At 61.0% G+C, this 20,277-nt stretch carries 20 protein-coding genes; 8 read left to right on the top strand and 12 right to left on the bottom strand.

Annotation, left to right across the window (positions count from 1 at the left end; genetic code table 11):
* Positions 1-8 precede the first annotated feature (8 nt).
* A complete protein-coding gene (locus K290_RS0124980; protein ID WP_028754383.1) occupies positions 9-989 on the top strand; it encodes a type II secretion system F family protein in 981 nt (326 codons plus the stop codon).
* A 127-nt stretch (positions 990-1,116) separates the two neighbouring features.
* Positions 1,117-1,761 (top strand): LysE family translocator, encoded by a 645-nt coding sequence (locus K290_RS0124975; RefSeq protein WP_028754382.1) that lies wholly within the window; start codon positions 1,117-1,119, stop codon positions 1,759-1,761.
* 4 nt (positions 1,762-1,765) lie between these two features.
* Here the strand turns inward: K290_RS0124975 and K290_RS0124970 are convergent, their stop codons facing one another.
* Complete coding sequence (locus K290_RS0124970) at positions 1,766-2,590, bottom strand: tetratricopeptide repeat protein (RefSeq protein WP_028754381.1); 825 nt, start codon at positions 2,588-2,590, stop codon at positions 1,766-1,768.
* 148 nt (positions 2,591-2,738) lie between these two features.
* On the opposite strand from K290_RS0124970, the gene K290_RS0124965 reads away from it, so the two are divergent.
* From K290_RS0124965 to K290_RS0124950, 4 genes are all read left to right on the top strand, one after another.
* Positions 2,739-4,130, top strand: a complete 1,392-nt coding sequence (locus K290_RS0124965; RefSeq protein ID WP_028754380.1) for a leucyl aminopeptidase family protein — start codon at positions 2,739-2,741, stop codon at positions 4,128-4,130.
* A gap of 240 nt (positions 4,131-4,370) precedes the next feature.
* Entirely contained in the window at positions 4,371-4,721 is a 351-nt protein-coding gene (locus tag K290_RS0124960) for a MarR family winged helix-turn-helix transcriptional regulator (RefSeq protein WP_028754379.1), read from the top strand.
* Positions 4,722-4,835: 114 nt separating this feature from the next.
* Complete coding sequence (locus K290_RS0124955) at positions 4,836-5,690, top strand: C40 family peptidase (RefSeq protein WP_028754378.1); 855 nt, start codon at positions 4,836-4,838, stop codon at positions 5,688-5,690.
* A gap of 77 nt (positions 5,691-5,767) precedes the next feature.
* A complete protein-coding gene (locus tag K290_RS0124950) occupies positions 5,768-6,007 on the top strand; it encodes a hypothetical protein (RefSeq protein WP_028754377.1) in 240 nt (79 codons plus the stop codon).
* 137 nt (positions 6,008-6,144) lie between these two features.
* On the opposite strand, the gene K290_RS0124945 is transcribed toward K290_RS0124950, so the two are convergent.
* On the bottom strand, positions 6,145-7,083 hold the full coding sequence (locus tag K290_RS0124945) for a DMT family transporter (protein ID WP_245276663.1): 939 nt from the start codon (positions 7,081-7,083) through the stop codon (positions 6,145-6,147).
* A gap of 151 nt (positions 7,084-7,234) precedes the next feature.
* On the opposite strand from K290_RS0124945, the gene K290_RS0124940 reads away from it, so the two are divergent.
* Entirely contained in the window at positions 7,235-7,714 is a 480-nt protein-coding gene (locus K290_RS0124940; protein WP_028754375.1) for an Lrp/AsnC family transcriptional regulator, read from the top strand.
* A 24-nt stretch (positions 7,715-7,738) separates the two neighbouring features.
* Here K290_RS0124940 and K290_RS0124935 read toward each other — a convergent pair whose 3' ends face one another.
* From K290_RS0124935 to K290_RS0124895, 9 genes are all read right to left on the bottom strand, one after another.
* On the bottom strand, positions 7,739-9,127 hold the full coding sequence (locus K290_RS0124935; RefSeq protein WP_028754374.1) for an amidase: 1,389 nt from the start codon (positions 9,125-9,127) through the stop codon (positions 7,739-7,741).
* Positions 9,128-9,147: 20 nt separating this feature from the next.
* On the bottom strand, positions 9,148-10,017 hold the full coding sequence (locus K290_RS0124930; protein ID WP_028754373.1) for an ABC transporter permease: 870 nt from the start codon (positions 10,015-10,017) through the stop codon (positions 9,148-9,150).
* On the bottom strand, positions 10,014-10,967 hold the full coding sequence (locus tag K290_RS0124925) for an ABC transporter permease (RefSeq protein ID WP_028754372.1): 954 nt from the start codon (positions 10,965-10,967) through the stop codon (positions 10,014-10,016). The genes K290_RS0124930 and K290_RS0124925 overlap by 4 nt, the downstream gene beginning before the upstream one ends.
* Positions 10,968-11,058: 91 nt before the next feature.
* On the bottom strand, positions 11,059-12,588 hold the full coding sequence (locus K290_RS0124920) for an ABC transporter substrate-binding protein (RefSeq protein ID WP_028754371.1): 1,530 nt from the start codon (positions 12,586-12,588) through the stop codon (positions 11,059-11,061).
* A 121-nt stretch (positions 12,589-12,709) separates the two neighbouring features.
* Positions 12,710-13,708 carry a P1 family peptidase gene (locus K290_RS0124915; protein WP_028754370.1) on the bottom strand — a complete coding sequence of 333 codons (999 nt, stop codon included), beginning with the start codon at positions 13,706-13,708 and terminating at the stop codon, positions 12,710-12,712.
* A gap of 294 nt (positions 13,709-14,002) precedes the next feature.
* The gene (locus tag K290_RS0124910; protein WP_028754369.1) at positions 14,003-14,197 is read right to left on the bottom strand and encodes a hypothetical protein; all 195 of its coding nucleotides are present in this window, start codon (positions 14,195-14,197) and stop codon (positions 14,003-14,005) included.
* Positions 14,198-14,707: 510 nt separating this feature from the next.
* Complete coding sequence (locus K290_RS0124905) at positions 14,708-17,635, bottom strand: aminotransferase (protein WP_028754368.1); 2,928 nt, start codon at positions 17,633-17,635, stop codon at positions 14,708-14,710.
* A 175-nt stretch (positions 17,636-17,810) separates the two neighbouring features.
* Positions 17,811-18,371 carry a hypothetical protein gene (locus K290_RS0124900; protein WP_028754367.1) on the bottom strand — a complete coding sequence of 187 codons (561 nt, stop codon included), beginning with the start codon at positions 18,369-18,371 and terminating at the stop codon, positions 17,811-17,813.
* 178 nt (positions 18,372-18,549) lie between these two features.
* Complete coding sequence (locus tag K290_RS0124895) at positions 18,550-18,948, bottom strand: VOC family protein (RefSeq protein WP_028754366.1); 399 nt, start codon at positions 18,946-18,948, stop codon at positions 18,550-18,552.
* A gap of 84 nt (positions 18,949-19,032) precedes the next feature.
* Here K290_RS0124895 and K290_RS0124890 point away from each other — a divergent pair, with 84 nt between their 5' ends.
* Positions 19,033-19,743: a helix-turn-helix transcriptional regulator gene (locus K290_RS0124890; RefSeq protein ID WP_028754365.1), complete on the top strand. Its 711-nt coding sequence runs from the start codon at positions 19,033-19,035 to the stop codon at positions 19,741-19,743.
* 96 nt (positions 19,744-19,839) lie between these two features.
* On the opposite strand, the gene K290_RS34945 is transcribed toward K290_RS0124890, so the two are convergent.
* Positions 19,840-20,277 (bottom strand): formyltetrahydrofolate deformylase (locus K290_RS34945; protein WP_037136227.1); only part of this gene is annotated, 438 nt, incomplete at its 5' end.

Below are 20,277 nucleotides of genomic sequence, written 5' to 3'. Positions count from 1 at the left end.
GCCGAGCCATGTCCTCCGATTTCGCCAGTAGATTGACCGATCCCGGGACGATTCTCGCCGTCTTCGTCGCGATTGCCGTCTTCGCCACCTTCTACACGATTGCCGTGCCCTTCCTGGAGCGCGGCGATCTCAACAAGCGCATGAAGGCTGTGTCCACCGAGCGCGAACAAATCCGCGCCCGGGAACGCGCCCGCTTGAGCGCCGACAGCGGCAAGGCCTCGCTGCGCAGCCAGAACAACCGCAATGTCCGTCAGATCGTCGAGCGCTTCAATCTGCGCAATGCTCTCGTCGATGCCAATACGGTCAACCGACTGCGAGCCGCCGGGCTGCGCTCGGAAAATGCACTGAACATGTTCCTGGTGGCGCGTTTTCTGTTGCCGTTCCTGTTTTTGATGGTTGCCGTCATTTTCGTTTTCGTCCTCGGCTACTTCGCCGCCAAGCCGTTCGCGATCCGCCTTCTCGGCGTTATCGGCACTGCCTATCTCGGTTTTTATGCACCGAATATCTATATTTCCAATCGCGTGACCAAACGGCAGAAATCCATCAAACGTGCCTGGCCGGATGCGCTCGACCTGATGCTGATCTGTGTGGAATCGGGCATTTCCATCGAAGCCGGCATGCGCCGCGTCTCCGAGGAAATGGCGGAACAATCGGCGCCCCTTGCCGAAGAAATGGTGCTGACCACCGCGGAGCTCTCCTTCCTGCAGGATCGCCGCATGGCTTTCGACAATCTCGCCAGCCGCACGCAGATCGAAATCGTCAAATCGGTGACGCAGGCTCTGATCCAGGCCGAGCGCTACGGCACACCTATCTCGCAGGCGCTACGCGTGCTGGCACAGGAAGGCCGCGACGAACGCATGAACGAGGCGGAAAAGAAGGCGGCCGCCCTGCCGCCGAAGCTGACCGTGCCGATGATCGTCTTCTTCCTGCCTGTCCTCATGGCCGTTATCCTTGGCCCGGCGGCTATTCAGGTGATGGATAAATTCTGAGATAGAAAACTTGCCGCCGGCGTAGGAGGTGGCTAGTTTCCAATCCTGCGTCACGGGCGACGAGGTGCATGGTATCGGCGCGGGAGGAAAGCGCCGCTCGCCTCGGCGCTAGGTCGGGAGGATCTGCATGTCGTCCATAGCCATCTTTTTCAGCATCGTTGCTGCCGTTTTCATCGGGGCGGTCAGTCCCGGTCCGAGTTTCGTTCTTGTGTCCCGCATCGCCGTTTCCCGCTCGCGCAAGGCCGGCCTTGCCGCCGCTCTCGGTATGGGCGTGGGCAGCGTCACCTTTGCGACTTTGACCCTTTTCGGTTTGAACGCGCTGCTGATGCAGGTCGAATGGCTGTATCTTACCCTGAAGGTCGCCGGCGGCCTGTATCTGATCTATATCGGCATCCGCATTTGGCGGAGCGCCGCCCATGATCTCGCTCTCCACGCCCCGGCCACGCCGACCGGCAGCAGCATTGGGCGCAATTTTTTGTTCGCGCTGGGAACGCAACTCAGTAATCCAAAAACGGCCATTTTCTACGGCAGCATTTTTGCAGCGCTTCTCCCGGCCGAACCCGCTCCCGGGCTGATGCTCGCGGTGCCGCTGGCGGTCTTCGCCGTCGAGGTGAGCTGGTACACGGTGGTGACGATCGCCTTTTCGTCGAACCGTCCGCGCGCGCTCTATCTCGGCGCCAAGCGCTGGATCGACAGGATTGCCGGCGCGGTCATAGGCGCGCTCGGGGCTAGGCTCGTAGCGGAGGGCCTGCCGCGGCATATCTGGCGGTGAAGACTTAGTTGACGGCTTTCTTGGCGTCGCGGGCGGCGAGTTTCTGCCAGGAATTCTGCTGTGCCAGCATGGCGCGCAGATAGGCGACATTGGCGTTCGCCTGCTGCGGTGTCAACTCCTGGCGGGCGATCTGCTCGGCTTCGGGAAAGCGGCCCTGCAGCCCCACCACGAGAGCCAGGTTCTGGCGGACGCGGCTGTCGGCTGCCGGCTGGCTGACGGCGGAGCGAAGATAGGTCTCGGCCGACTTCAGATCGCCGGTCAGCACATAGGACATGCCGAGATTGGAAAGGATCGACGGCTCGTTCGGCTGCAACACCAGGGCGTCGCGATATTTGCCGCGCGCCTCTGTCGAGCGCCCGAGCTGATCGAGAATCGCGCCTTCGGCCGAAACCAGCCGCCAATCCGGCCGATCCGGCGTCTGTGCGCGGTCGATGGTCGAAAGCGCGTCCTGAAGCTGCCCCGCGGCGGCCTGCGCCTTGCCATAGGCAGCCAGCACGCCACGGTCATCGGGATGCGCGATCGCCACCTGCTGCATGACCGCAAGTGCCTGATCGTTGCGGCCGCTCATGCGCAGCGCATTGGCGTAATTGATGCCGGTGTCCCGGTCTTTCGGATTGGCGTCATAGGCCTTACCAAGGGTAAGGGTCGCCTGCGCGAGATCCGCACCGTTCATCGTGTCGACCGGCTTCGACATCGTCGGAATCGAGCCGGTTGTCGTCTTGTCTTTTCCGGTCGTCGAGCAGCCAGCGAGTGCGAGCGCAATGAGCGCCGCCGAAGCACCGCGGAGCAGGAAAGTCTTGAATGTCGACGTGGTTGACGAAGTGGCCATGGCGCCTATCCCGGAATGCCTGAGTCCTGCGCCTGGCCTCAAATCGGAACAGGGAAAGGTTTGACGCAATGTTCGCTCCAGCAATAATCTGTTAACCCTAACAGAGAGTTAATCCGCGATTCCCGGAAATCATTGCCAAAGGATAGTTATGGCCCCCTATCAGTACATCGAGCGTGCAAGCCCCTTCAATTCGAAGGGTGGCGCGACGCTGCCGATCTTTGCCGTCACTCCGGCACATATCGAGACCGGCACCATCGATCCCATCGCGCTCGATTGGGCGCGCAAGGCCGGCTATAAGGCCGACAGCGGCTCGTTGCTATTGATTCCGACCGAAGAGGGCCATCTCGGCGGCGCATTGTTCGGCCTCGGCTCCAACCCTTCGGAACAGCCTTTCCTCACCGGCAGACTGGCGCGCAACCTGCCGGCTGGCGATTGGCATATTGAGACGGCGCCGCTCACGGCAAACCGGCTTTCGCTCGGCTTCGGCCTCGGCAGCTACCGGTTCGAGCGCTACAAATCGGAAAAGGCAAACCCGCCGACGCTGATGATCCCACGCGATGCGGACGCGGCCGACATCAAGCGCCAGCTCGCCGGCGTCTTCCTCGCCCGTGACCTCATCAACACGCCGACGAACGACATGGGACCGGAACAGCTCGAAGCAGCCTTCCGGGCGCTCGCCGCGCACTACAAGGCGGATGTGTCCGTCATCGTTGGCGACGACCTCCTGAAGGAGAATTTCCCGCTAGTTCACACCGTCGGCCGCGCCAGCGCCGATGCGCCGCGCCTCTTGGAACTGCGCTGGGGCAAGAAGGGTCATCGCCGCATTACATTGGTCGGCAAAGGCGTCTGCTTCGACACCGGCGGCCTCGACATCAAACCGGCATCCTCCATGCTGCTGATGAAAAAGGATATGGGCGGCGGCGCCAATGTCATGGGCCTGGCTTTGATGATCATGGATGCCAAGCTGAAGGTCGATCTGCGCGTCATCATTCCGGTCGTCGAAAACTCTATTTCTTCCAATGCTTTCCGTCCGGGCGACATCTACAAGAGCCGCAAGGGCCTGACCGTGCAGATCGACAATACCGACGCCGAGGGACGGCTGATCCTCGCCGATGCACTGTCCTATGCAGACGAAGAGGCACCCGATCTGATGATCGACATGGCGACACTGACGGGCGCCGCCCGTGTCGCACTCGGCCCGGACCTGCCGCCCTTCTTTACCGACGACAACGATCTCGCCCGCGATCTCACTGAGGCCAGCCTGGAGACCGACGACCCCTTGTGGCGCATGCCGCTCTATATGGGCTATGACAAGGATATCCGTGCCAAATTCGCAGATATCACCAACGCCCCCGCCGGCGGCATGGCGGGCTCGATCACCGCTGCTTTGTTCCTCAAGCGCTTTGTGACGAAGACGCCGAGCTGGGCGCATTTCGACATCTTCGGCTGGGCACAGAGCGAACGCCCGCATTCGCCGGGCGGCGGCGAGGCGCAGGCGATCCGGGCGCTGTATCATTATATCCGGCAGAGCGTGCGGTAAAACTTACCCTCGCCCCAGCGGGGCGGGTGGCGCTCCTGAGTTTATCGAAGGGGCGCCGGGTGAGGGGGCGTCGCACCGTAATTTCTAATGATCAGCGTCTCTTTTCCCGGTAGCGCCCCCTCAACCCGCGCTCACGCGCATCCTTCTCCCCGCTGGGGAGAAGGTGATCCAAATACCCTTGAAACCGCCATGATCTTGGTCGAGACTGAAACGGTAGCGTAACGATCTCCGAGGTTGCCTTTGCCGCTTGAACTCTCTGCCTCGCAGGCTCTCGGCCTCTGGCAAGGCGTGGCGCTCGAGCAGGTGCGTCGCGAGGATCATGACCTGACGCTTCGGCAGATGGCGATCCTCCTGCAGATCTATCTCGTGCCGCCGCCGCATACGGTGCGGGGGCTTGCCGCAACGCTTGGCGTGACCAAGCCGGTCATCACCCGTGCCCTGGATACGATGGGCGATATGGGGCTGGTCGACCGCGTCCGTGACGAGCGTGATCGCCGCAACGTCATCATCAAGCGCACCGTCGCAGGCGCGCTCTATCTGGAAAAGCTTGGTGATCTCGTCATCGAGCAAGGCCGCAAACTACCAGTCTAGAGCAGTTCAGCGCTTCACGGAATCGCTGAACTGCTCTATCTCTTTGTTTTCACGCAATTCCGGGGGGAAAACTGCTACGCACTTTTCCTGGAATTGCTCTAGAGGACCATGCTCATGATGCTCGACCGCCGCCTCAATGCCTTTCGGCCCGATCTTGCCGAGGCCTCCCTTCGGGGCAAGGTCGAGGCCGGCCATTTTGTCGAGGGCACTAGGGCGCAGGTCGTCGCTCCCGTCGCCGCGCTTCGCCCGCAGCCGGATCTGGCGCGCGGCATCGATACCGAGCTTCTGTTCGGCGAAGAGGTCGACGTCTTCGAGCGCAGGGATGGCTGGTGCTGGGTGAAGGCAAAGTCGGACGGTTACGTCGGCTATCTTCCCGAAAATGCGATTCGAAGCGAACAGGCAGCACCCACGCATATCGTCGTGACACAGCGGACGTTTCTCTATCCGGAGCCAGAGCTCCGCAAGCCCCATACCGATGTACTCTCCATGGGTAGCCGCGTGCGCGTCACCGGCACCGCTGAGGCGCGGGGGAACCATTATGTCGTCCTCGAAGGTGGCGCGGCCATCTTCGCCAAGCATGTACAGCCGATCGGCTACAATGATGGCGGCGATTATGTTGAGGTCGCCTTGCGGTTTTTGGAAACGCCGTATCTCTGGGGCGGCCGGTCCGGCCTCGGTATCGATTGCTCCGCATTGGTGCAGCTCGCCTTGCTCATGACAGGCCGCGCCGCGCCACGCGACACGGACATGCAAGCGGCTGAGCTCGGCGAACCGATCAGCCGCGAGGAATTGCGCCGCGGCGATTTCGTCTTCTGGAAGGGCCATGTCGCCATCATGGAAGACGAGAAGACCATCGTGCATGCCAACGGCCATACCATGACCACGGCGCGTGAAGATTTCGCCGCCGCCGTCGAGCGTATCGGCTGGCTCTACGAGCAACCGACAGGCTATCGCCGCCTGCCGGATTGAGAGCCGCCCGGAACAGGCCTGAATCTAAACCGTTGTTTCCTTGATTGAACACCTTCTTGTTCGAGAGGAGAAGCATCATGCCGATCACGGCGATGGAACAGGTGATCAGGGATATTCTACGCGACACCCGTCTGAGGCGCGGTCGCAAGATCGATCGGCTGCTTGAGCTGCAGAGCGAGGCCCGCGGCATCCAGCGTGCCGGCAGCGAAAGCATGAGAACCATAGACGAGGGCTTGCAGGACGACCTGCGTGTCATCGAAAAGGCGTTGCGCGATCTCAATGCCGATATACACGAAAAGAATGCCACCACGCCGTAGGCGATGGCACTCCGAGCCCGCTTCGGTGGGCATGCCGAGAGCACTTCCAGGAAAAGTGCGAAGAGGTTTTCCGGCCGGGATTGGGTAAAAACAAAGAATTAGAGCGGGAAAGCGGTTCCGTGAAACGCAGAACCGCTCTAGGGTGTGCGTGGCCGTGCAATCCAGATCCCGCCGACAATGACCATACCGCCGAGGGCCTGTATCAGCGTGACGTTTTCGCTGAACAGGAACCAGGCGAAAAGCGCGGCGGCGATCGATTCCAGGAAAATGACGAGCGAGGAAAAGACGGTCGGCAGCCTTCCCAGTGCCACCGAAAGCAGCCCCTGTCCGCCTGCATGGCTGACAAGGCCGAGTGCCAGAAGTACGCACCATCCCGAGATCGACTGCGGCAATATCCGCGGTTCGAAGAAAAAGGCGACGAAGAACAGAATCGCGGCAGTGATGATACTGAGCTCGAGGGTGACGCGCGCGGCATTCGTCTTCGGACGCGCCGCGCCGACCGCTAGAAAATAGAGGCCGAAGAAGGCGCCAGTAATGATGGCCAGCGCATCCCCGACGGCGCGACTTGGATTGAATGCAAGGCTTTGCGCCACAAGTGCCGCGCCGCCTGCGAGGCAGACCAGAAGGCCAACAAGCGTGGCACGATCAACCCTCTGCCGCAGAAGAAGCCAGCCGAAGATGACGACCCAGAGCGGCGCCATGGTCGCAAAGAACGTCGCATTGGCGATGGTCGTCTGCATGATGGCGAGATGCCAGAAGAGCAGGTCACCCGTAAAGGCCATGGCGGCGAGAATAGTCGGTATCGTAAAGCTGGCGCGAGGTGCCTTGACATCCGCAATCTCCGCATATCGCATCCAGATCCAAAGAATCGGCAAAGCCAGGAAGACACGCCAGAATGCGCTGGCGAAAGGTCCGACATCGGCCAGACGCACGAGGCTTGGGGAGATGCTCATGGCCAGCGCCGCAAGGAGCATTGCCACGACCCCGAAAAGGAACTCTTTGGAGTCGTCGGAACCTACCTTGCCGGCAGCAGGGCGGCTTGCATTCGTCCTCGCGCCAAGATCTGCAGCGCGCATATCGTATTCGGTGTCCGGTTGTGACATTCTGGTGCCTTTGCAAGTCAGGTGATTTGTGGCGCAAAGCTAGTACAGGCGGACAGAGCATTTGGCTCCATTTTGACGGTTTTCATGCAATTTTGTTTCTTCGTTGCGGTAAGGATCTTTTGAAATGCGCAAACCCGCCGATCTCGATGAATTCGACCTGTCGATTCTCGAAATCCTCCAAAAGGACAACGCTGTTCCGCAGCGCAAGATTGGTGAACTGGTCAATCTGTCGGCGCCTGCCGTGCAGCGGCGCATCAAGCGCATGCAGGCCAGTGGCGTCATTCAGGCTGACATCGTCGTTGTCGATCCGGCAGCCGTGGGCTTGCCTATCACCATCATCGTCGAGGTGCATATTGCAAACGAGCGTTATGACCTTATCAATGCGATAAAGCGCAGCTTCCTGGAGGCGCCGGAAGTTCAGCAATGCTATCAGGTCACCGGCGAAGCGGATTTCGTGCTTGTCGTCGTTGTTGCCAGCATGTCCGATTACGAGGCGCTGACGCGGCGTCTGTTCTACGACAATCCGAATGTCACGAAGTTCAAATCCCTCGTCACCATGGACCGGGTGAAGATCGGTCTTTCCTTACCATTGGCACGGGATTAGCCGGCCATCTGTGCCTGCTTGTCATCACGTCCGCTTCGGCCAGTTCGTGACCCCTCCGGTCCAAGTCTCGAAGGTCTTCGAGAGTTTCAGCACCAGCATGTCGCCGAAACGCGGACCGACGATTTGCAGCCCGATCGGCATGCCGGAGCGGGAGAAGCCGCAATTGATCGACGAGGCCGGCTGCTCCGACATGTTCCAGGGAACGGTGAAGCAAATATGTTCGAAGGGCAGGGCCGGGTCGTTGGTGGGGGAAGCCCATTCGGCCGGATAGGAGACGATCGGGTTGGTTGGCGATAGCACCGCATCGATCTCGGTAAACAGCCTTCCGCAACTCCTGCGCATCTCGATCGTCTGGTTGAAGCCGCGCACTGCATCGACACCGCTGACATCGGCGCCGCCTTTCGCCCACGTGTAGATGTAGGGCAGGATCATCTCGCGGCGTTCCTCGCTAAGACCCACGATATCGCCCCAGAGACGCGCTCGCCAAAAAACATCCAGCCCGTCCAGCATTTCACGTGTCAATACCGGCGCGACGTCGATGACCACGGCACCTGCTTCTTCGAAGCGCTTGGCGGCGGCAACGACCGCATCGCGCACCTCGGCGTCGATGGGCAGGCCGCAGCCGGCATCCAGCATCAGGCCGATCTTCATGCCGCTGATCTCGATGTCGAGATCCATCCAGTCGATCGCATTCGGCGGCAGGCTGGTGCCGTCGCGCCAGTCGGGTCGCGACAGTGTTGCCATGGAAAAGGCGGCGTCCTCGACGCGGCGGGTCATCGGCCCGGCGCAGCGGCCGACATAATAAGGGTCGACGGGAATGCGGCCATGGCTCGGCTTGAAGCCGAAAATGCCGGTCCAACCTGCCGGTAGGCGCACCGAGCCGCCGATATCCGTGCCGATATGCAGCGGACCGTAGCCGGCCGCGGCGGCCGCCGATGCGCCGGCGCTGGAGCCGCCTGGGTTTTGCGTCGGGTCCCATGGGTTGCGGCTGAGCTTGTGGAAGCTGGACAGGCCGGAGGAAAGCATGCCGTAGTCCGGGCAGGTGGTCTTGGCGAAGATCACCGCGCCATCCTCACGCAAGCGGGCCGCGACCGGCGCATCCTCGGTGGCGGAAACGAGTTCGACGGCGGCCGTGCCGAGCGGCACCGGCTGGCCTTTGGTGGCGATCAGCTCCTTCAGCGTCACCGGAATGCCATCCAGCAGCCCGAGCGGCGCGCCCTTTGCCCAGCGCTCCGTGGACGCGGTCGCCTGCCTGCGGGCCTCCTCGGGGTCATAGGCATAAAGCGCTGATATCGTCGGCTCCCATGCCTCGATATGCGCTTCCACCGCCAGCCAGTATTCGCTGGGAGACAGGCTCTTATCGGCAAATTTGCACCTGAGTTCACGGATGGAAAAATCAGTCGCTTCGGTCATGATCCATACTCTTCATGTCATTACCAACGCCGCCCCTCACGGGGGTCGAGGAGATCGCGCAGCCCGTCGCCGAGCAGGTTGAAGCCGAGGACGGAGAGCGCGATGGCAAGGCCCGGCAGAAGAGCCAGCCACGGTGCGACCTGGAAATAGGTCTGCGCATCCGCAAGCATCCGTCCCCAGGTCGGCGCCGGCGGCGGTACGCTCAAACCCAGGAAGGCAAGTCCGGCCTCTGTCAGGATCGCCAGGCCAAGCTGGATCGTCGCCTGCACGATGATGCCACTGATGATGTTCGGCAGCACGTGTCGCAAGGTGATCGACAGGCGCGTATTGCCGAGGGCGCGCGCCGCCATGACATAATCCCTGCTCCAGGCCTGCAGCGCCGATCCCAAAGCCACGCGGGCAAAGACAGGAATCATGAAGACGGCAATGGCGATGATGGCGGTAAAGCGCCCGGTTCCGAGAAAAGCGCCGAGGATCATGGCCGAGAGGATCGGCGGCAATGCAAAGATAACGTCGCAGGCGCGCATCACAAGCGATTCGAACAATCCGCGCTGCGCAGCAGCGGCGATGCCGGTCACCGTGCCGATCGTGCCGCCGATTGCGACCGCCGACACGGAGATCGACAGCGAATTCCAGCAGCCGGCCATCAGCATCGACAGCACGTCATGGCCGAGCTGATCGGTGCCGAGAAGGCCGAAGCCGAAAGGCGGCTGCAGCTTATGGATGATCTGCATTTTCGCAGGCGGCACCGGAGTCCAGAAGAGCGACAGGATCGCGACACCGACAAGCGAGAGAATGATGATGGCGCCGACGATCAGATTGCCACGGCGCAAGGCTCGCAAACGGGAGCGACTGGGTGGGACGGGGGCGGCGGTTTCGACCGTAATCATCGCGCGCCCTCACTGCGCAATCGGGGATCGATGACGAGATACGAGAGATCCACCAGGAAGTTCACGACGATGACGAGGCCGGCAAAGAACAGCACGACATCCTGAAGCACGATGACATCGCGCTGGCTGAGCGCCTGATAGGCGAGGCGGCCAAGGCCGGGCAGAGTGAAGACGTTTTCGATCAGCACGGCGCCGGCAACCAGAAAGGTGAATTGCAGTCCGAGGATGGTCAGCACCGGCACAAGTGCATTCGGCACCACATGCCTCCAGAGCACGCGGCTGCGCGACAGGCCCTTGGCGACCGCCGTTCGGGCAAAATCCTCGTGCAGCGTTTCGAGCACGGCCGAGCGGGTGACCCGGGTCAATACTGCCGCCTGCGGCAGCGCAAGCGCGACGGCGGGCAGCACCAGGGATTTCAGGGCCGGCCACAATCCATCACCCCAGCCGGGAAAGCCGCCGGCCGGCATCCAGCCGAACGAAGTGGCAAACAGCAGGATCAGCAGCAGGCCCACCCAGAAGCCGGGCACGGCAATGCTCATCTGCGAGAACAGCGTAGCGACGATATCGAAGAAGCCGCCGCGCCGGGCCGCTGCCGCGACGCCAAGCGGCACGGCGATGAGCACGGAAAGGATGATGGCGAGGACAGCAAGCGGCAATGTGACAGCCAGCCGCTCAACGATGAGACCGGCGACTGGCACGCCATAGGTATAGGATTTGCCGAGATCGCCTGTCAGCACGCCGGCTAGCCATTGTCCGTAGCGGATGATCAGCGGCTGATCGAGGCCCATGCCGTGCCGCAATGCGGCAAGCGTCTCCGGCGTCGCCGAGGTGCCGAGCGTGATGGCGGCGGGATCGCCCGGCAGCAGGGCCATCACCGCAAAGAGCAGCAGCGAAACGGCGATCAGCGTCAGGAGAAGACTTATGATCCGACGGGTAAGAAGTATGACCATTGCATGTCCACCGCCGGCTCAAGTCCGGTATCGAAGCATTCCACGGCGGGCGAAGTGATCCGCCCTGCTGCATGTGCGGAACCGAGGAAGATCAGTCTTCCCAGGAGACGTTGGCTAGGACATTCGAGGGGATCGGCTCATTCTCCCAGAGCCCCTTCAGCTTCTTGTCCCAGACCCCGAGTTTCGGCATGACGAAGAGGAAGAGCGCCGGGACATCCTCAGCCAGGATCGCCTGCGCCTCGCCATAGAGCTTGTTCTGTGCCGTCGGATCGGCGGTTAGCTGGATCTTCTTCATCAGCTCGTTGAAGACCGGGTTCTTATAATTGAAATAATAGGGTTCACGCGAATAGATGTCGATGTCCAGCGGCTCGGCATGCGCGACGATGGTCATGTCGTAATCGCGGCCGGTGAAGACATCCTGCACCCATTTTGCCGGGAATTCCGTCGGCTCGATGTTCATGGTAACGCCGATATCGGCAAACATCGCCTGCATCACCTGGGCGCTTCTGGGAGCATATGCCATCTGCGGCGTCTTGATGGTGAAGGTGAAGCCGCTGGGATAGCCGGCTTCTGCAAGCAGCGCCTTGGCCTTGACCGGATCATAAGGCAGCGTGCCGGTCAGGTCCTGATATCCCGGGTCGTTCGGCGTGTAGTGGCTGCCGATCGCCGTACCGAAGCCCGACCAGGCGCCTTCGATTATGGTCTTGCGATCGAGCGCCATCATCAGCGCCTGTCGCACCCGCTTGTCGTCGAAGGGCTTGCGCGTATTGTTCATGCCCGCGACGACCTTGAGCTCGGTATTGCCGATCTTGGTCATCAGGCGCGCGTCGCCGCCGAAAGAACTCATCAGCTCGGGTGCTGCGAATTCCGGAAAGGCATCGAGGTCGCCGGCCTTCAGGGCCGCCGCTTCCGCCTGCGGATCGGAAATGAAGCGGAAGGTCACCTTGTCGAGCTTCACGTCGACGGATTTGTTCCAGTAGTCCGGGTTCTTCACGAGTTCGACATGGTCTCCCTTGGCCCAGGCCGAGAATTTGAATGGACCGGTGCCGACAGGCGTCGTCTTGTCGTCGTCGGCAGACTTCGAACCGACCATGACCGAGGACGGCCAGCCGAGCCAATAGAGCAGGCTGCCGGTCGGAGACGAAAGATGTAGCACCAGCGTTTCGGGATCGGGCGTATCGATCGAGGCGATGGTGGCGAAGAACCGTTTCTGCGGATTGACGGATTTGCCGTCGCGGGCGCGATCGAGTGCGAATTTCGCCGCCGTCGAATCGAAGCCCTCGCCGTCGTGGAATTTGACGCCGGTCTGCAGCTTGAATGTATAGATCAGCCCATCGGGCGAGATGTCCCAGCTCTTGGCGAGCTGCGGCACGATCTTGCCGCTCTCATCGATGGCAACCAGCCCTTCATAGATATTTTGCCAAGTTACCTGACCGATGGCAACGGGCGCGGCGATCGTCGGATCAAGGCCGGTAGGCTCGACGCTCATGCCGATATTCAGAGTCGTCTTGGCCGCTTGCGCCGGCGTCATGCCCAGCATCAGCAGCCCGGCCGACATCGCGGCGCCATAGGCCAGACGGCGAGCCAAATCCCTGAGGCCCGGACGTAAAATGTTGATCATCTCATTTCCCTTGCTGCAGCTCGCAATCCCGGTTTTCCTCCGGCATAGGGCCAATTTTTCAAAATAGTGTCATCCAAGGTCAAAATAGATCAGTGCGCGGCTTTGCATGGGCAAATCCCAGCTACACCATTTGGTCCGCAAAGCGGTCCCGCCAGGCCGGCAGCGCGCCCTGGACCGGCAGCGCCGTCGCCTCGTAGACGCCGCGGGCAATGGCGCGCGCCATGACGATGGTGGCGAGATGGCAGAGTTCCATGAGGCTTTGCAGGTCGTCTCTCTGGTGTTTGCCGGTCGAAGCGGCAAAAATCGTGTCGCCGTCGAGCGGCAGATGAGTGGGCAAGAGCGCACGGGCAAAGCCGTCATGGCCACAGATCGACAGCCGGTGGGCCTCCGCCTTGGTCAGCGCGGCGTCGGTGACGATGGCACCGATCGTTGTTGCCGTAACATTCGCGCCCTTCAGCCTGAGGCGGGTGTCGATGGTTTCAGGCATGCCGAGGCCGCCGAATTCTCCGCCGATCTCAAAGGGTGCGGCCCAGAAATGCGGCCCTTCGCCGATGGTGGCCGAACCCAAAGCATTGACGGCGACGATGGCCGCGATCCTATGTCCCTGGCTGCTGACGGCGCTGGCCGAGCCGAGGCCGCCCTTTACGGTTGCGGTCGTTGCACCCGTGCCGGCGCCGACCGTGCCGAGCGGGAAGGCGCCCTTGCCTGCGGCCTTAAAGGCAGCGTAACCCATGTCACGATAGGGCGAATGCAGGCCCCAATCCTTGTTGCCGCCGTTGATGAGATCGAAGAGGATCGCCTGCGGCACCAGCGGCACGCGGGCGGTGCCGACCTGCAGACCGCGGCCGATGTCGCGCAAGCCCGCCTGCACGCCACCTGCCGCATCGAGCCCGAAGGCCGAGCCGCCCGACAGCACCAGACCGTCGACCACGCTGACCGTCATCGCCGGATCGAGCAATGCCGTGTCGCGTCCGCCTGGCGCGCCGCCGAGCACGGAGCAGGAGGCCACCGCCGGCTCATCGAAGATGATGGCCGTGACGCCGGAGCCCAGCGCAGGATCGGTGCAATGACCGACGGAGACGCCGTCGATATCGGTCAGGAGATTGAGGAGATCAGCCAATGAAAAATCCTTCGCCTTTCGAAGCGCGAGGTCGTCATGGCGATAGGATCGCAAAGAAGGGGAAAAGACAAGATGGGTTTGTTGAAGGGCAATGCTGTTGGGGCCGACCCTCTCGGTTCGAGGCTTCGGCATTCCGCCTACGCACCTCACCATGAGGGCGGAGAGACCCTGACGATCGGACGAAGAGGCGTGCTGCTGCTTAGTGCGAGAGACCAGCCCTCATGGTGAGGAGGCCTATAAGGCCGTCTCGAACCAGGAGGGCGGGTGATGTCGGAAAACAGCCAAACGGATCCATCAAACGTGGATCGGCTTGGCCTGTTGGCGGGTGAGGAGATCGCGGATGGCGAGCTTGACCTCGTCCGCGCTTCTGAAACGCTGCTCGTCCAGATCGTGGACGTGGTACTTCACTGCGATGAACTTCAGCCGGTCTTCATCCGGGATGACGATGCCGACGGGAACGCCAGCATATTCGATGACTTGTTTCTTCATAAAAAATACTCCCTCCGCGCCCAAGCGGCGCAGACATGGCGAATTGACTGTTTGAATCCGATAAGGGGACGAACGTCACATTCGACAGCGCGGGCGGGAGAGTACGCCCGAGCGGTCATGGCCAAGCACGGACCGCCCAAGGATCGAAGCGATGACGACAGAGTTCAGCATGTCACTTCCTTAGTTGGCGTTGCACTTGTGTGGGCTCCGACTGCGGAACCCGCGATCTGGTATGTCATTATCTACAAACTTAGTAGAGAATAACAATTTCATCCTCAGAAACATATTCCGAAAGATGTCAAAATGTCGGCGACCAGGAAAATAAAATTCCGAATCAGGCTAAGTTGCGAGAAAGACTCTATCAACTTCTCGCGACCTCCCTTCCCGGTGCGGCATTGCCAATCACCGTCAGACAGATAGGAATTGCGATGAGATTCGACAATGCCCCCGGAGGATTAAAATCGCTCCGTCACTAAATCACCCCAATGGTTAACGGCAGGGATGACGAGCCTAAAAGCCGTCATTCAGCGCCTTTTCCAGGGCTTTGACGAAGAAATCGGCGCTCTCAGCCGAGAGGCAAAGCGGCGGCTTTATCTTCAACACATTCAGGTGATCGCCGGTCGGCTGCATGATGACGCCAAGCTCGAGCAGCCGTTCGCAAATTGCCGCCGTCTCCTCCGTAGCGGGCGCCAGCGTCTCGTGATCCCTGACGAATTCGACACCGAGATAGAGGCCCATGCCGTGTACGGCACCAATCAGCGGAAAATGGTCCATCAATCCGATAAGCCCAACCTTGAGGTGGTCGCCAATGATGCGCGCATTCTCCTGGAGGCCCTCGTCCTCCATGATGTCCAGCACGGTGAGGCCGACGACCGAGCTCACCGGACTGCCGCCGGCCGACGAGAAGAAATAGCCCTCTTTCTCCAGTGATTCGGCAATCTCCCGCCTCGTGATGACGGCGCCGAGCGGATGGCCGTTGCCTATGCCTTTGGCGACGGTGATGATATCGGGCACGACATCCTGGCTCTCGAAGCCCCAGAAATGATGGCCGAGCCGCCCGTAACCCACCTGCACCTCGTCGGCGATGCAGAGGCCGCCCCGTTGCCGGACAGCGGCGTAGACATCGGCAAGATAGCCGCGCGGCAAGGCGATGCCGCCGGCGTTGCCGTAGACCGGCTCCGCAATGAAGCCGGCAAGACCCTCACCCTTCTCGTCGATGGTCTCCAGCAGGGTGGTAACGCCGGCCACGTAATCCGCAGCCGAATCCGGACCGCGGAACGGGCCGCGATAGGTGTTGGGCGACACGAGCGGATGCACCCAGTCCGGTCGCGTCGTCAACGCCTGAGGATTGTCGGCAATGGAGGTGGAGACGGCATCGCTCGCCAGCGTCCAGCCATGATAGGCCTCCAGCAGACACAGCATGTTTTTCTTGGCCGTATGTGCCCAGGCAAGCCGGATGGCGAGATCGTTGGCCTCGGAACCGCTGTTGACGAGGAAGACGCTGTCGAGACCATCGGGCGCCAAGTCTGCCAGACGCTCCGAAAATTTGGCGACGGCGGCATAATGGAAGCGGGAATTGGTGTTGAGCTGCGACCATTGCCGCTCGATAGCGGCTGTCAGCCGTGGATGGGCATGGCCGAGCATGGTCACGTTGTTGACCATGTCGAGATAGGCGCGGCCTTCCGTGTCGAACACGAATTCGTGCCAGCCGCGCTCGATCTGCGGCGGGGCGTCGTAATAATGCTTCTGCGGCTTGGCAAAATGCGCTTGGCGGCGCGTGAGAAGTGCGGCGCTGTCCAGCCGCGGCGCTTCGCAGGCCTGATTGAGAAGGGCGGCCGGCGAGGGGCAGATGGACGACCAGCCATCAGCCTGATGGGCCGTGGCAAAGAGCGGCGGCACCATTCCCTGAATGCGGCAGAGCTGCACGCGCAGCCCGCCGACGGCCGAGCCTTCGCTACCGATCGCGCCGATGATCGCTCCTTGCTCTACCCCGGCACCCTCTTCCAACGCGCACTCGACGCCATCGAGATGCAGGCTGACGGCTTCGCCGACCAGAACGAGATGCTGGCCATGCCATTGGATGCGCCCGGCAAATGGCGCTGTGACCGTCGTGCCGGCCGGCAGGCAGATATCGCTGTGCAGTGCGAAGTTATTCGGCGGCGTCATGCTGAGAAGATCGGCATGCGACAGACGGAATTCGCCGTAGCGGGTAGCAGCCGAACCGGAGGCGATCGCCGCCTTGGCAAGCAGCCGCCAGTCCATGTCGGGCTTCAGCCAGTTGCCGTCGACGAAATGTGGGCTGGTTGCGGAAAGATCGACGGCGGCAATATGATCCGAAGCGATGTCCGGCAGCAAGGCGGACCAGCCTTCGGTGGCGAGCGGAGCGATATCGAGGCCCGCAGCCCGCAGGATCGCCGCTTCCATCACGTCCGGTTGCGCGCCAGTGGCGACGTCGAAAATCTTGCGCTCGAATTCGAGATTGCCGCGCACATAATCATTGTCGGGATCGATGGAGAGCTGTTGCTCGCCACTCGCAGCGAGAATCACCGCACGGGCGACGATCAGCGGCCAGAGCGCCTTCAATTCGGCTTCCCTGAGCGGATAGATCGCCTGATAGGCCTTGATGGCAGGAATGATGTAGAAGGGATCGCCTTCGGCATGGTGGAGCAGTGAGGCGCAGGTGACGGCGAGGTCGCCCACAAGCCACCCCTGGATGATGTCGCCGAAATCGATCACCCCGTCCGGGATCGGCTGCCCATGTGCGTCCGGGTGGCTGACCACATTGTCGTCGGTGACGTCGTGATGGACGGGCTGCACGCGAAGCCCGCTCGCAAGCGGCTGGATACGCTTCACGGCCGCAACCATCGCCTTGGCGATGCGGTCGCGGGCCTCATGATCCGATATTGCCGACAGAAGCTGCACGGCAACCGGTCCGGCGCGGCGCAGGTCCCATTGCAGGCTGCGATGAAGGCCAGGGTGGTCGAAATCGGCGAGGTCGCGGGCGAGCCGGCCCGAAAGGGCGCCCAGCGCCGAGACGGCGGCGGCGGGCAGATGCTTGCGCCGCATCAGCGATTGACCGGGAAGATAGCTGAGCAGCCGAACGAGATAATCCTGCTCACGAATGGTAACGACAAGGATGTCCCGGCCGTTCAGCGAGGGCACGATATTGGGCACGCGCGGCGCGTCCGATTTGGTATGCAGATGGCGGATAGCGGCGTTCTGCGCCTCCAGCTCGACCGCAGCGTATTCTGTCCGGCAGATCTTCAGGACATAGCTGTTGTCGCCCGCGTCGATGCGGTAGTTGCGGTCCTGCTGGCTGCCGAGTTCGGTGATCGTTCCGGTCAGGCCATAATGCGTCTGCAAGATCTCCGCCGCCGCCTCCGGCGTCGTATCCGGTCTTGGCAGTTGCATACGATTGACGAGCGCGGCGTCGGTCATGGCACCCCCGGATGGTTCATCTGCGTCGACACTAAACCATTCCGTCTAAAAGAAAATCACCGAAAACGAATAGGGTGACCTAACGATAAGACGGAACATAGGCTCCTGATCCTGATTACGCCTGCCTAGAGTGCCACATAGGCGGCTCTAGCTTTTTTGAATTTTGATGCTGACCTCACTCAACCTCGATCGAATAGCTGCAGCCGGCGAGCGTCTTGCCGGGATGATAGATATCGGTCGAGACGTCGAGGGCGATGCGCGAGTGCAGGACCGTGTCGGAATTCTCCAATTGCTCCTTCTTGGAGAATATCTCCTTCTCGGCGAGGAACTTGTCGAATCTGTCGACCGCGGCGGTGACACCGAGCTCCTTGGCAATAGGATGCGGATCGGCCTCGTCGAGAAGGGCAAGCGGCCCGGAGGAAGCGAAAGCGATCCTGTCGGTCTGTCGCCCGAAGACGGTAATCGGCTTTGCCAGCTTGAATTCCCGCAGCAGAAGGCTGTTCGACGGCTGCTCGGTAATTCCGAACCTTTTCATCGCCTCACTGGTTTCCGGTCCGGTCAGCCACATGGCAAAGCTGTTATAGCTTGGCACGTCGTATGTCGTGCATTCGATCAGCTTGGCGAGATCGATCTTCGAGGGATCTTCTTGCGAGATCATCGCGGCAGTCGACACCTGCGTGCCCAGCAGCATGGCAAGGGCCGAGAGCGGCAGGATTTTATCCAGATATGATCGCATTTTCCTCCCCCGCAACCTCCAAGCGACTCGATATCGGCCGCATTAAATCGCAATTTCGCGGGAAAAGGAAATGGGGTCGTTCAGACCCCAGCCCCTAACCGAAATGTGGAATATTTTCTCTCGAAAATATCTCTGGCAAAACTTCGACTTTGCGGGTGGGTTTTGCGGTAGGATCCGCCTAGCGGGAAGCAAAGCGCTTCTTTGCTTCTTCTGTGGCCGGCATATAAAGCGAAACGGCGTTGCCATCCGGATCGCGAAACTGGAACGTCGTATTGCCCCAAGGCATCGTTTTGAGTTCATGCACAAGGGGTACTCTGTCTTTGAGCCGAGTATATTCCGCCTCGATATCGTCGACCTGAAACTCCAGAACAAGGCTGCGATTGGCACCGGGTTCGGCGCTGCCTTCCTTCCACAGCATAACCGTTTCCGAAGCGCCGATCGCCAACACTGCGCCGGGCATGACGATTTCGGCAAAGACGGGCGCCAGCCATTGCGCTTTAACGCTTGCGATCATCTCATAGAAGGCGACCAGTTGCTTTATGTCCGCTGTGATGATGCGGGTCGATGCGAATTTCATTGAGGGCTCCTTTGTGGCTGTTGCGGTATTGGAGCTTGTCGCACAGTCCTGCTGCCACCATTATGGCAGCAGGAGTCAACATAAATGCGTCGAGCCGACCGACTGTTTCAGATCATTCAAATCCTGCGCCGGAGCACCCGACCGGTGACGGCTGCCGCCATTGCCAAGGAACTTGAGGTCTCGAAACGCACCGTCTACCGCGACATTGGCGATCTGATCGGCCAAAGGGTTCCGATCTCGGGCGAAGCAGGCTTTGGCTACCTGCTCGATCCAGCCTATGACATGCCGCCTCTTATGCTGACCCCGGATGAAATTGAAGCGGTTGTGCTGGGCGCGCAATGGGTTGCCAGCCATGGCGATGCGCTCATCGCCAACGCCGCCCTTGATGTCATTGCCAAAATTGAAGCGGCAGTTCCTGAAAATTTGCGCCCGTTCATCGCCGAGCCAAGCGTGGGTGTGAAGCCCGGATTGCGTCCGCCAGCGGAAATCATTGACGTTGCCAACATCCGGGAAGCGATCCGCCAGAGGCGCAAACTTGCGCTGACTTATCAGGCGGAGAAAGGTGAGATCACGAACCGCATCGTGTGGCCGGTCATACTCGGCTATGCGGAGAGTCACCAGTTGCTCGTGGCTTGGTGCGAACTAAGGCAGGATTTCCGGCACTTCCGCTGCGACAGGATCACCGCTGCAAAACTGTGCGACGAAGCCATCGGCTTGCGTGCCGGTGAGCTTCGTCGGAAGTGGCAGCAATGGCGTGCGGAACAGTTCAAACTATTCCAGGGGCCGGGCCGCTGATTGCGCATGCGGCGATCCCGGCCCTTCAAAAGGGCTCATGGCCTCGATGCTCGAAACGGCCCGCTGGGTCGTTTCATCGGCTACGCCGACCGCATCTCACCCCATCCTCTCGGATGCATAGCTTCCGGGGCTTGCCGGGAAGACGATGGTGCGGTTGCCGTTGAGGAAGGTGCGGTAGTGGATATGGGCATGGATGGCGCGCGCCAGCACCTGGCTTTCGACATCGCGGCCGATCGACACATAGTCTTCCGCCGACTGCGCATGCGTGATGCGGGCCGTGTCCTGCTCGATGATCGGACCTTCGTCGAGATCACCGGTGACGTAATGCGCCGTCGCGCCGATCAGCTTGACGCCGCGCTCATAAGCCTGCTTGTAGGGATTGGCGCCCTTGAAGCTCGGCAGGAAGGAATGGTGGATGTTGATGATCTTGCCCGACATCTTCTTGCACAGCGCATCCGACAGCACCTGCATGTAGCGGGCAAGCACGATGAGTTCCGTGCCGGTCTGCTCGACGAGATCCAGAAGCTGGGCTTC

It is taken from the genome of Rhizobium leucaenae USDA 9039, from assembly GCF_000426285.1.
In the GTDB taxonomy this organism is placed as follows: domain Bacteria; phylum Pseudomonadota; class Alphaproteobacteria; order Rhizobiales; family Rhizobiaceae; genus Rhizobium; species Rhizobium leucaenae.
The sequence above is the reverse complement of the archived record's forward strand: the minus strand, read 5'-3'. Positions and strand labels throughout refer to the sequence as shown.

Excerpts from the sequence above, each read along its gene's own strand:
- K290_RS0124980 (WP_028754383.1), top strand. The coding sequence starts at position 9 with ATGTCCTCCGATTTCGCCAGTAGATTGACCGATCCCGGGACGATTCTC.
- K290_RS0124975 (WP_028754382.1), top strand. The coding sequence starts at position 1,117 with ATGTCGTCCATAGCCATCTTTTTCAGCATCGTTGCTGCCGTTTTCATC.
- K290_RS0124970 (WP_028754381.1), bottom strand. The coding sequence starts at position 2,590 with ATGGCCACTTCGTCAACCACGTCGACATTCAAGACTTTCCTGCTCCGC.
- K290_RS0124965 (WP_028754380.1), top strand. The coding sequence starts at position 2,739 with ATGGCCCCCTATCAGTACATCGAGCGTGCAAGCCCCTTCAATTCGAAG.
- K290_RS0124955 (WP_028754378.1), top strand. The coding sequence starts at position 4,836 with ATGATGCTCGACCGCCGCCTCAATGCCTTTCGGCCCGATCTTGCCGAG.
- K290_RS0124950 (WP_028754377.1), top strand. The coding sequence starts at position 5,768 with ATGCCGATCACGGCGATGGAACAGGTGATCAGGGATATTCTACGCGAC.
- K290_RS0124945 (WP_245276663.1), bottom strand. The coding sequence starts at position 7,083 with ATGCGCGCTGCAGATCTTGGCGCGAGGACGAATGCAAGCCGCCCTGCT.
- K290_RS0124940 (WP_028754375.1), top strand. The coding sequence starts at position 7,235 with ATGCGCAAACCCGCCGATCTCGATGAATTCGACCTGTCGATTCTCGAA.
- K290_RS0124935 (WP_028754374.1), bottom strand. The coding sequence starts at position 9,127 with ATGACCGAAGCGACTGATTTTTCCATCCGTGAACTCAGGTGCAAATTT.
- K290_RS0124930 (WP_028754373.1), bottom strand. The coding sequence starts at position 10,017 with ATGATTACGGTCGAAACCGCCGCCCCCGTCCCACCCAGTCGCTCCCGT.
- K290_RS0124925 (WP_028754372.1), bottom strand. The coding sequence starts at position 10,967 with ATGGTCATACTTCTTACCCGTCGGATCATAAGTCTTCTCCTGACGCTG.
- K290_RS0124920 (WP_028754371.1), bottom strand. The coding sequence starts at position 12,588 with ATGATCAACATTTTACGTCCGGGCCTCAGGGATTTGGCTCGCCGTCTG.
- K290_RS0124910 (WP_028754369.1), bottom strand. The coding sequence starts at position 14,197 with ATGAAGAAACAAGTCATCGAATATGCTGGCGTTCCCGTCGGCATCGTC.
- K290_RS0124905 (WP_028754368.1), bottom strand. The coding sequence starts at position 17,635 with ATGACCGACGCCGCGCTCGTCAATCGTATGCAACTGCCAAGACCGGAT.
- K290_RS0124900 (WP_028754367.1), bottom strand. The coding sequence starts at position 18,371 with ATGCGATCATATCTGGATAAAATCCTGCCGCTCTCGGCCCTTGCCATG.
- K290_RS0124895 (WP_028754366.1), bottom strand. The coding sequence starts at position 18,948 with ATGAAATTCGCATCGACCCGCATCATCACAGCGGACATAAAGCAACTG.
- K290_RS0124890 (WP_028754365.1), top strand. The coding sequence starts at position 19,033 with ATGCGTCGAGCCGACCGACTGTTTCAGATCATTCAAATCCTGCGCCGG.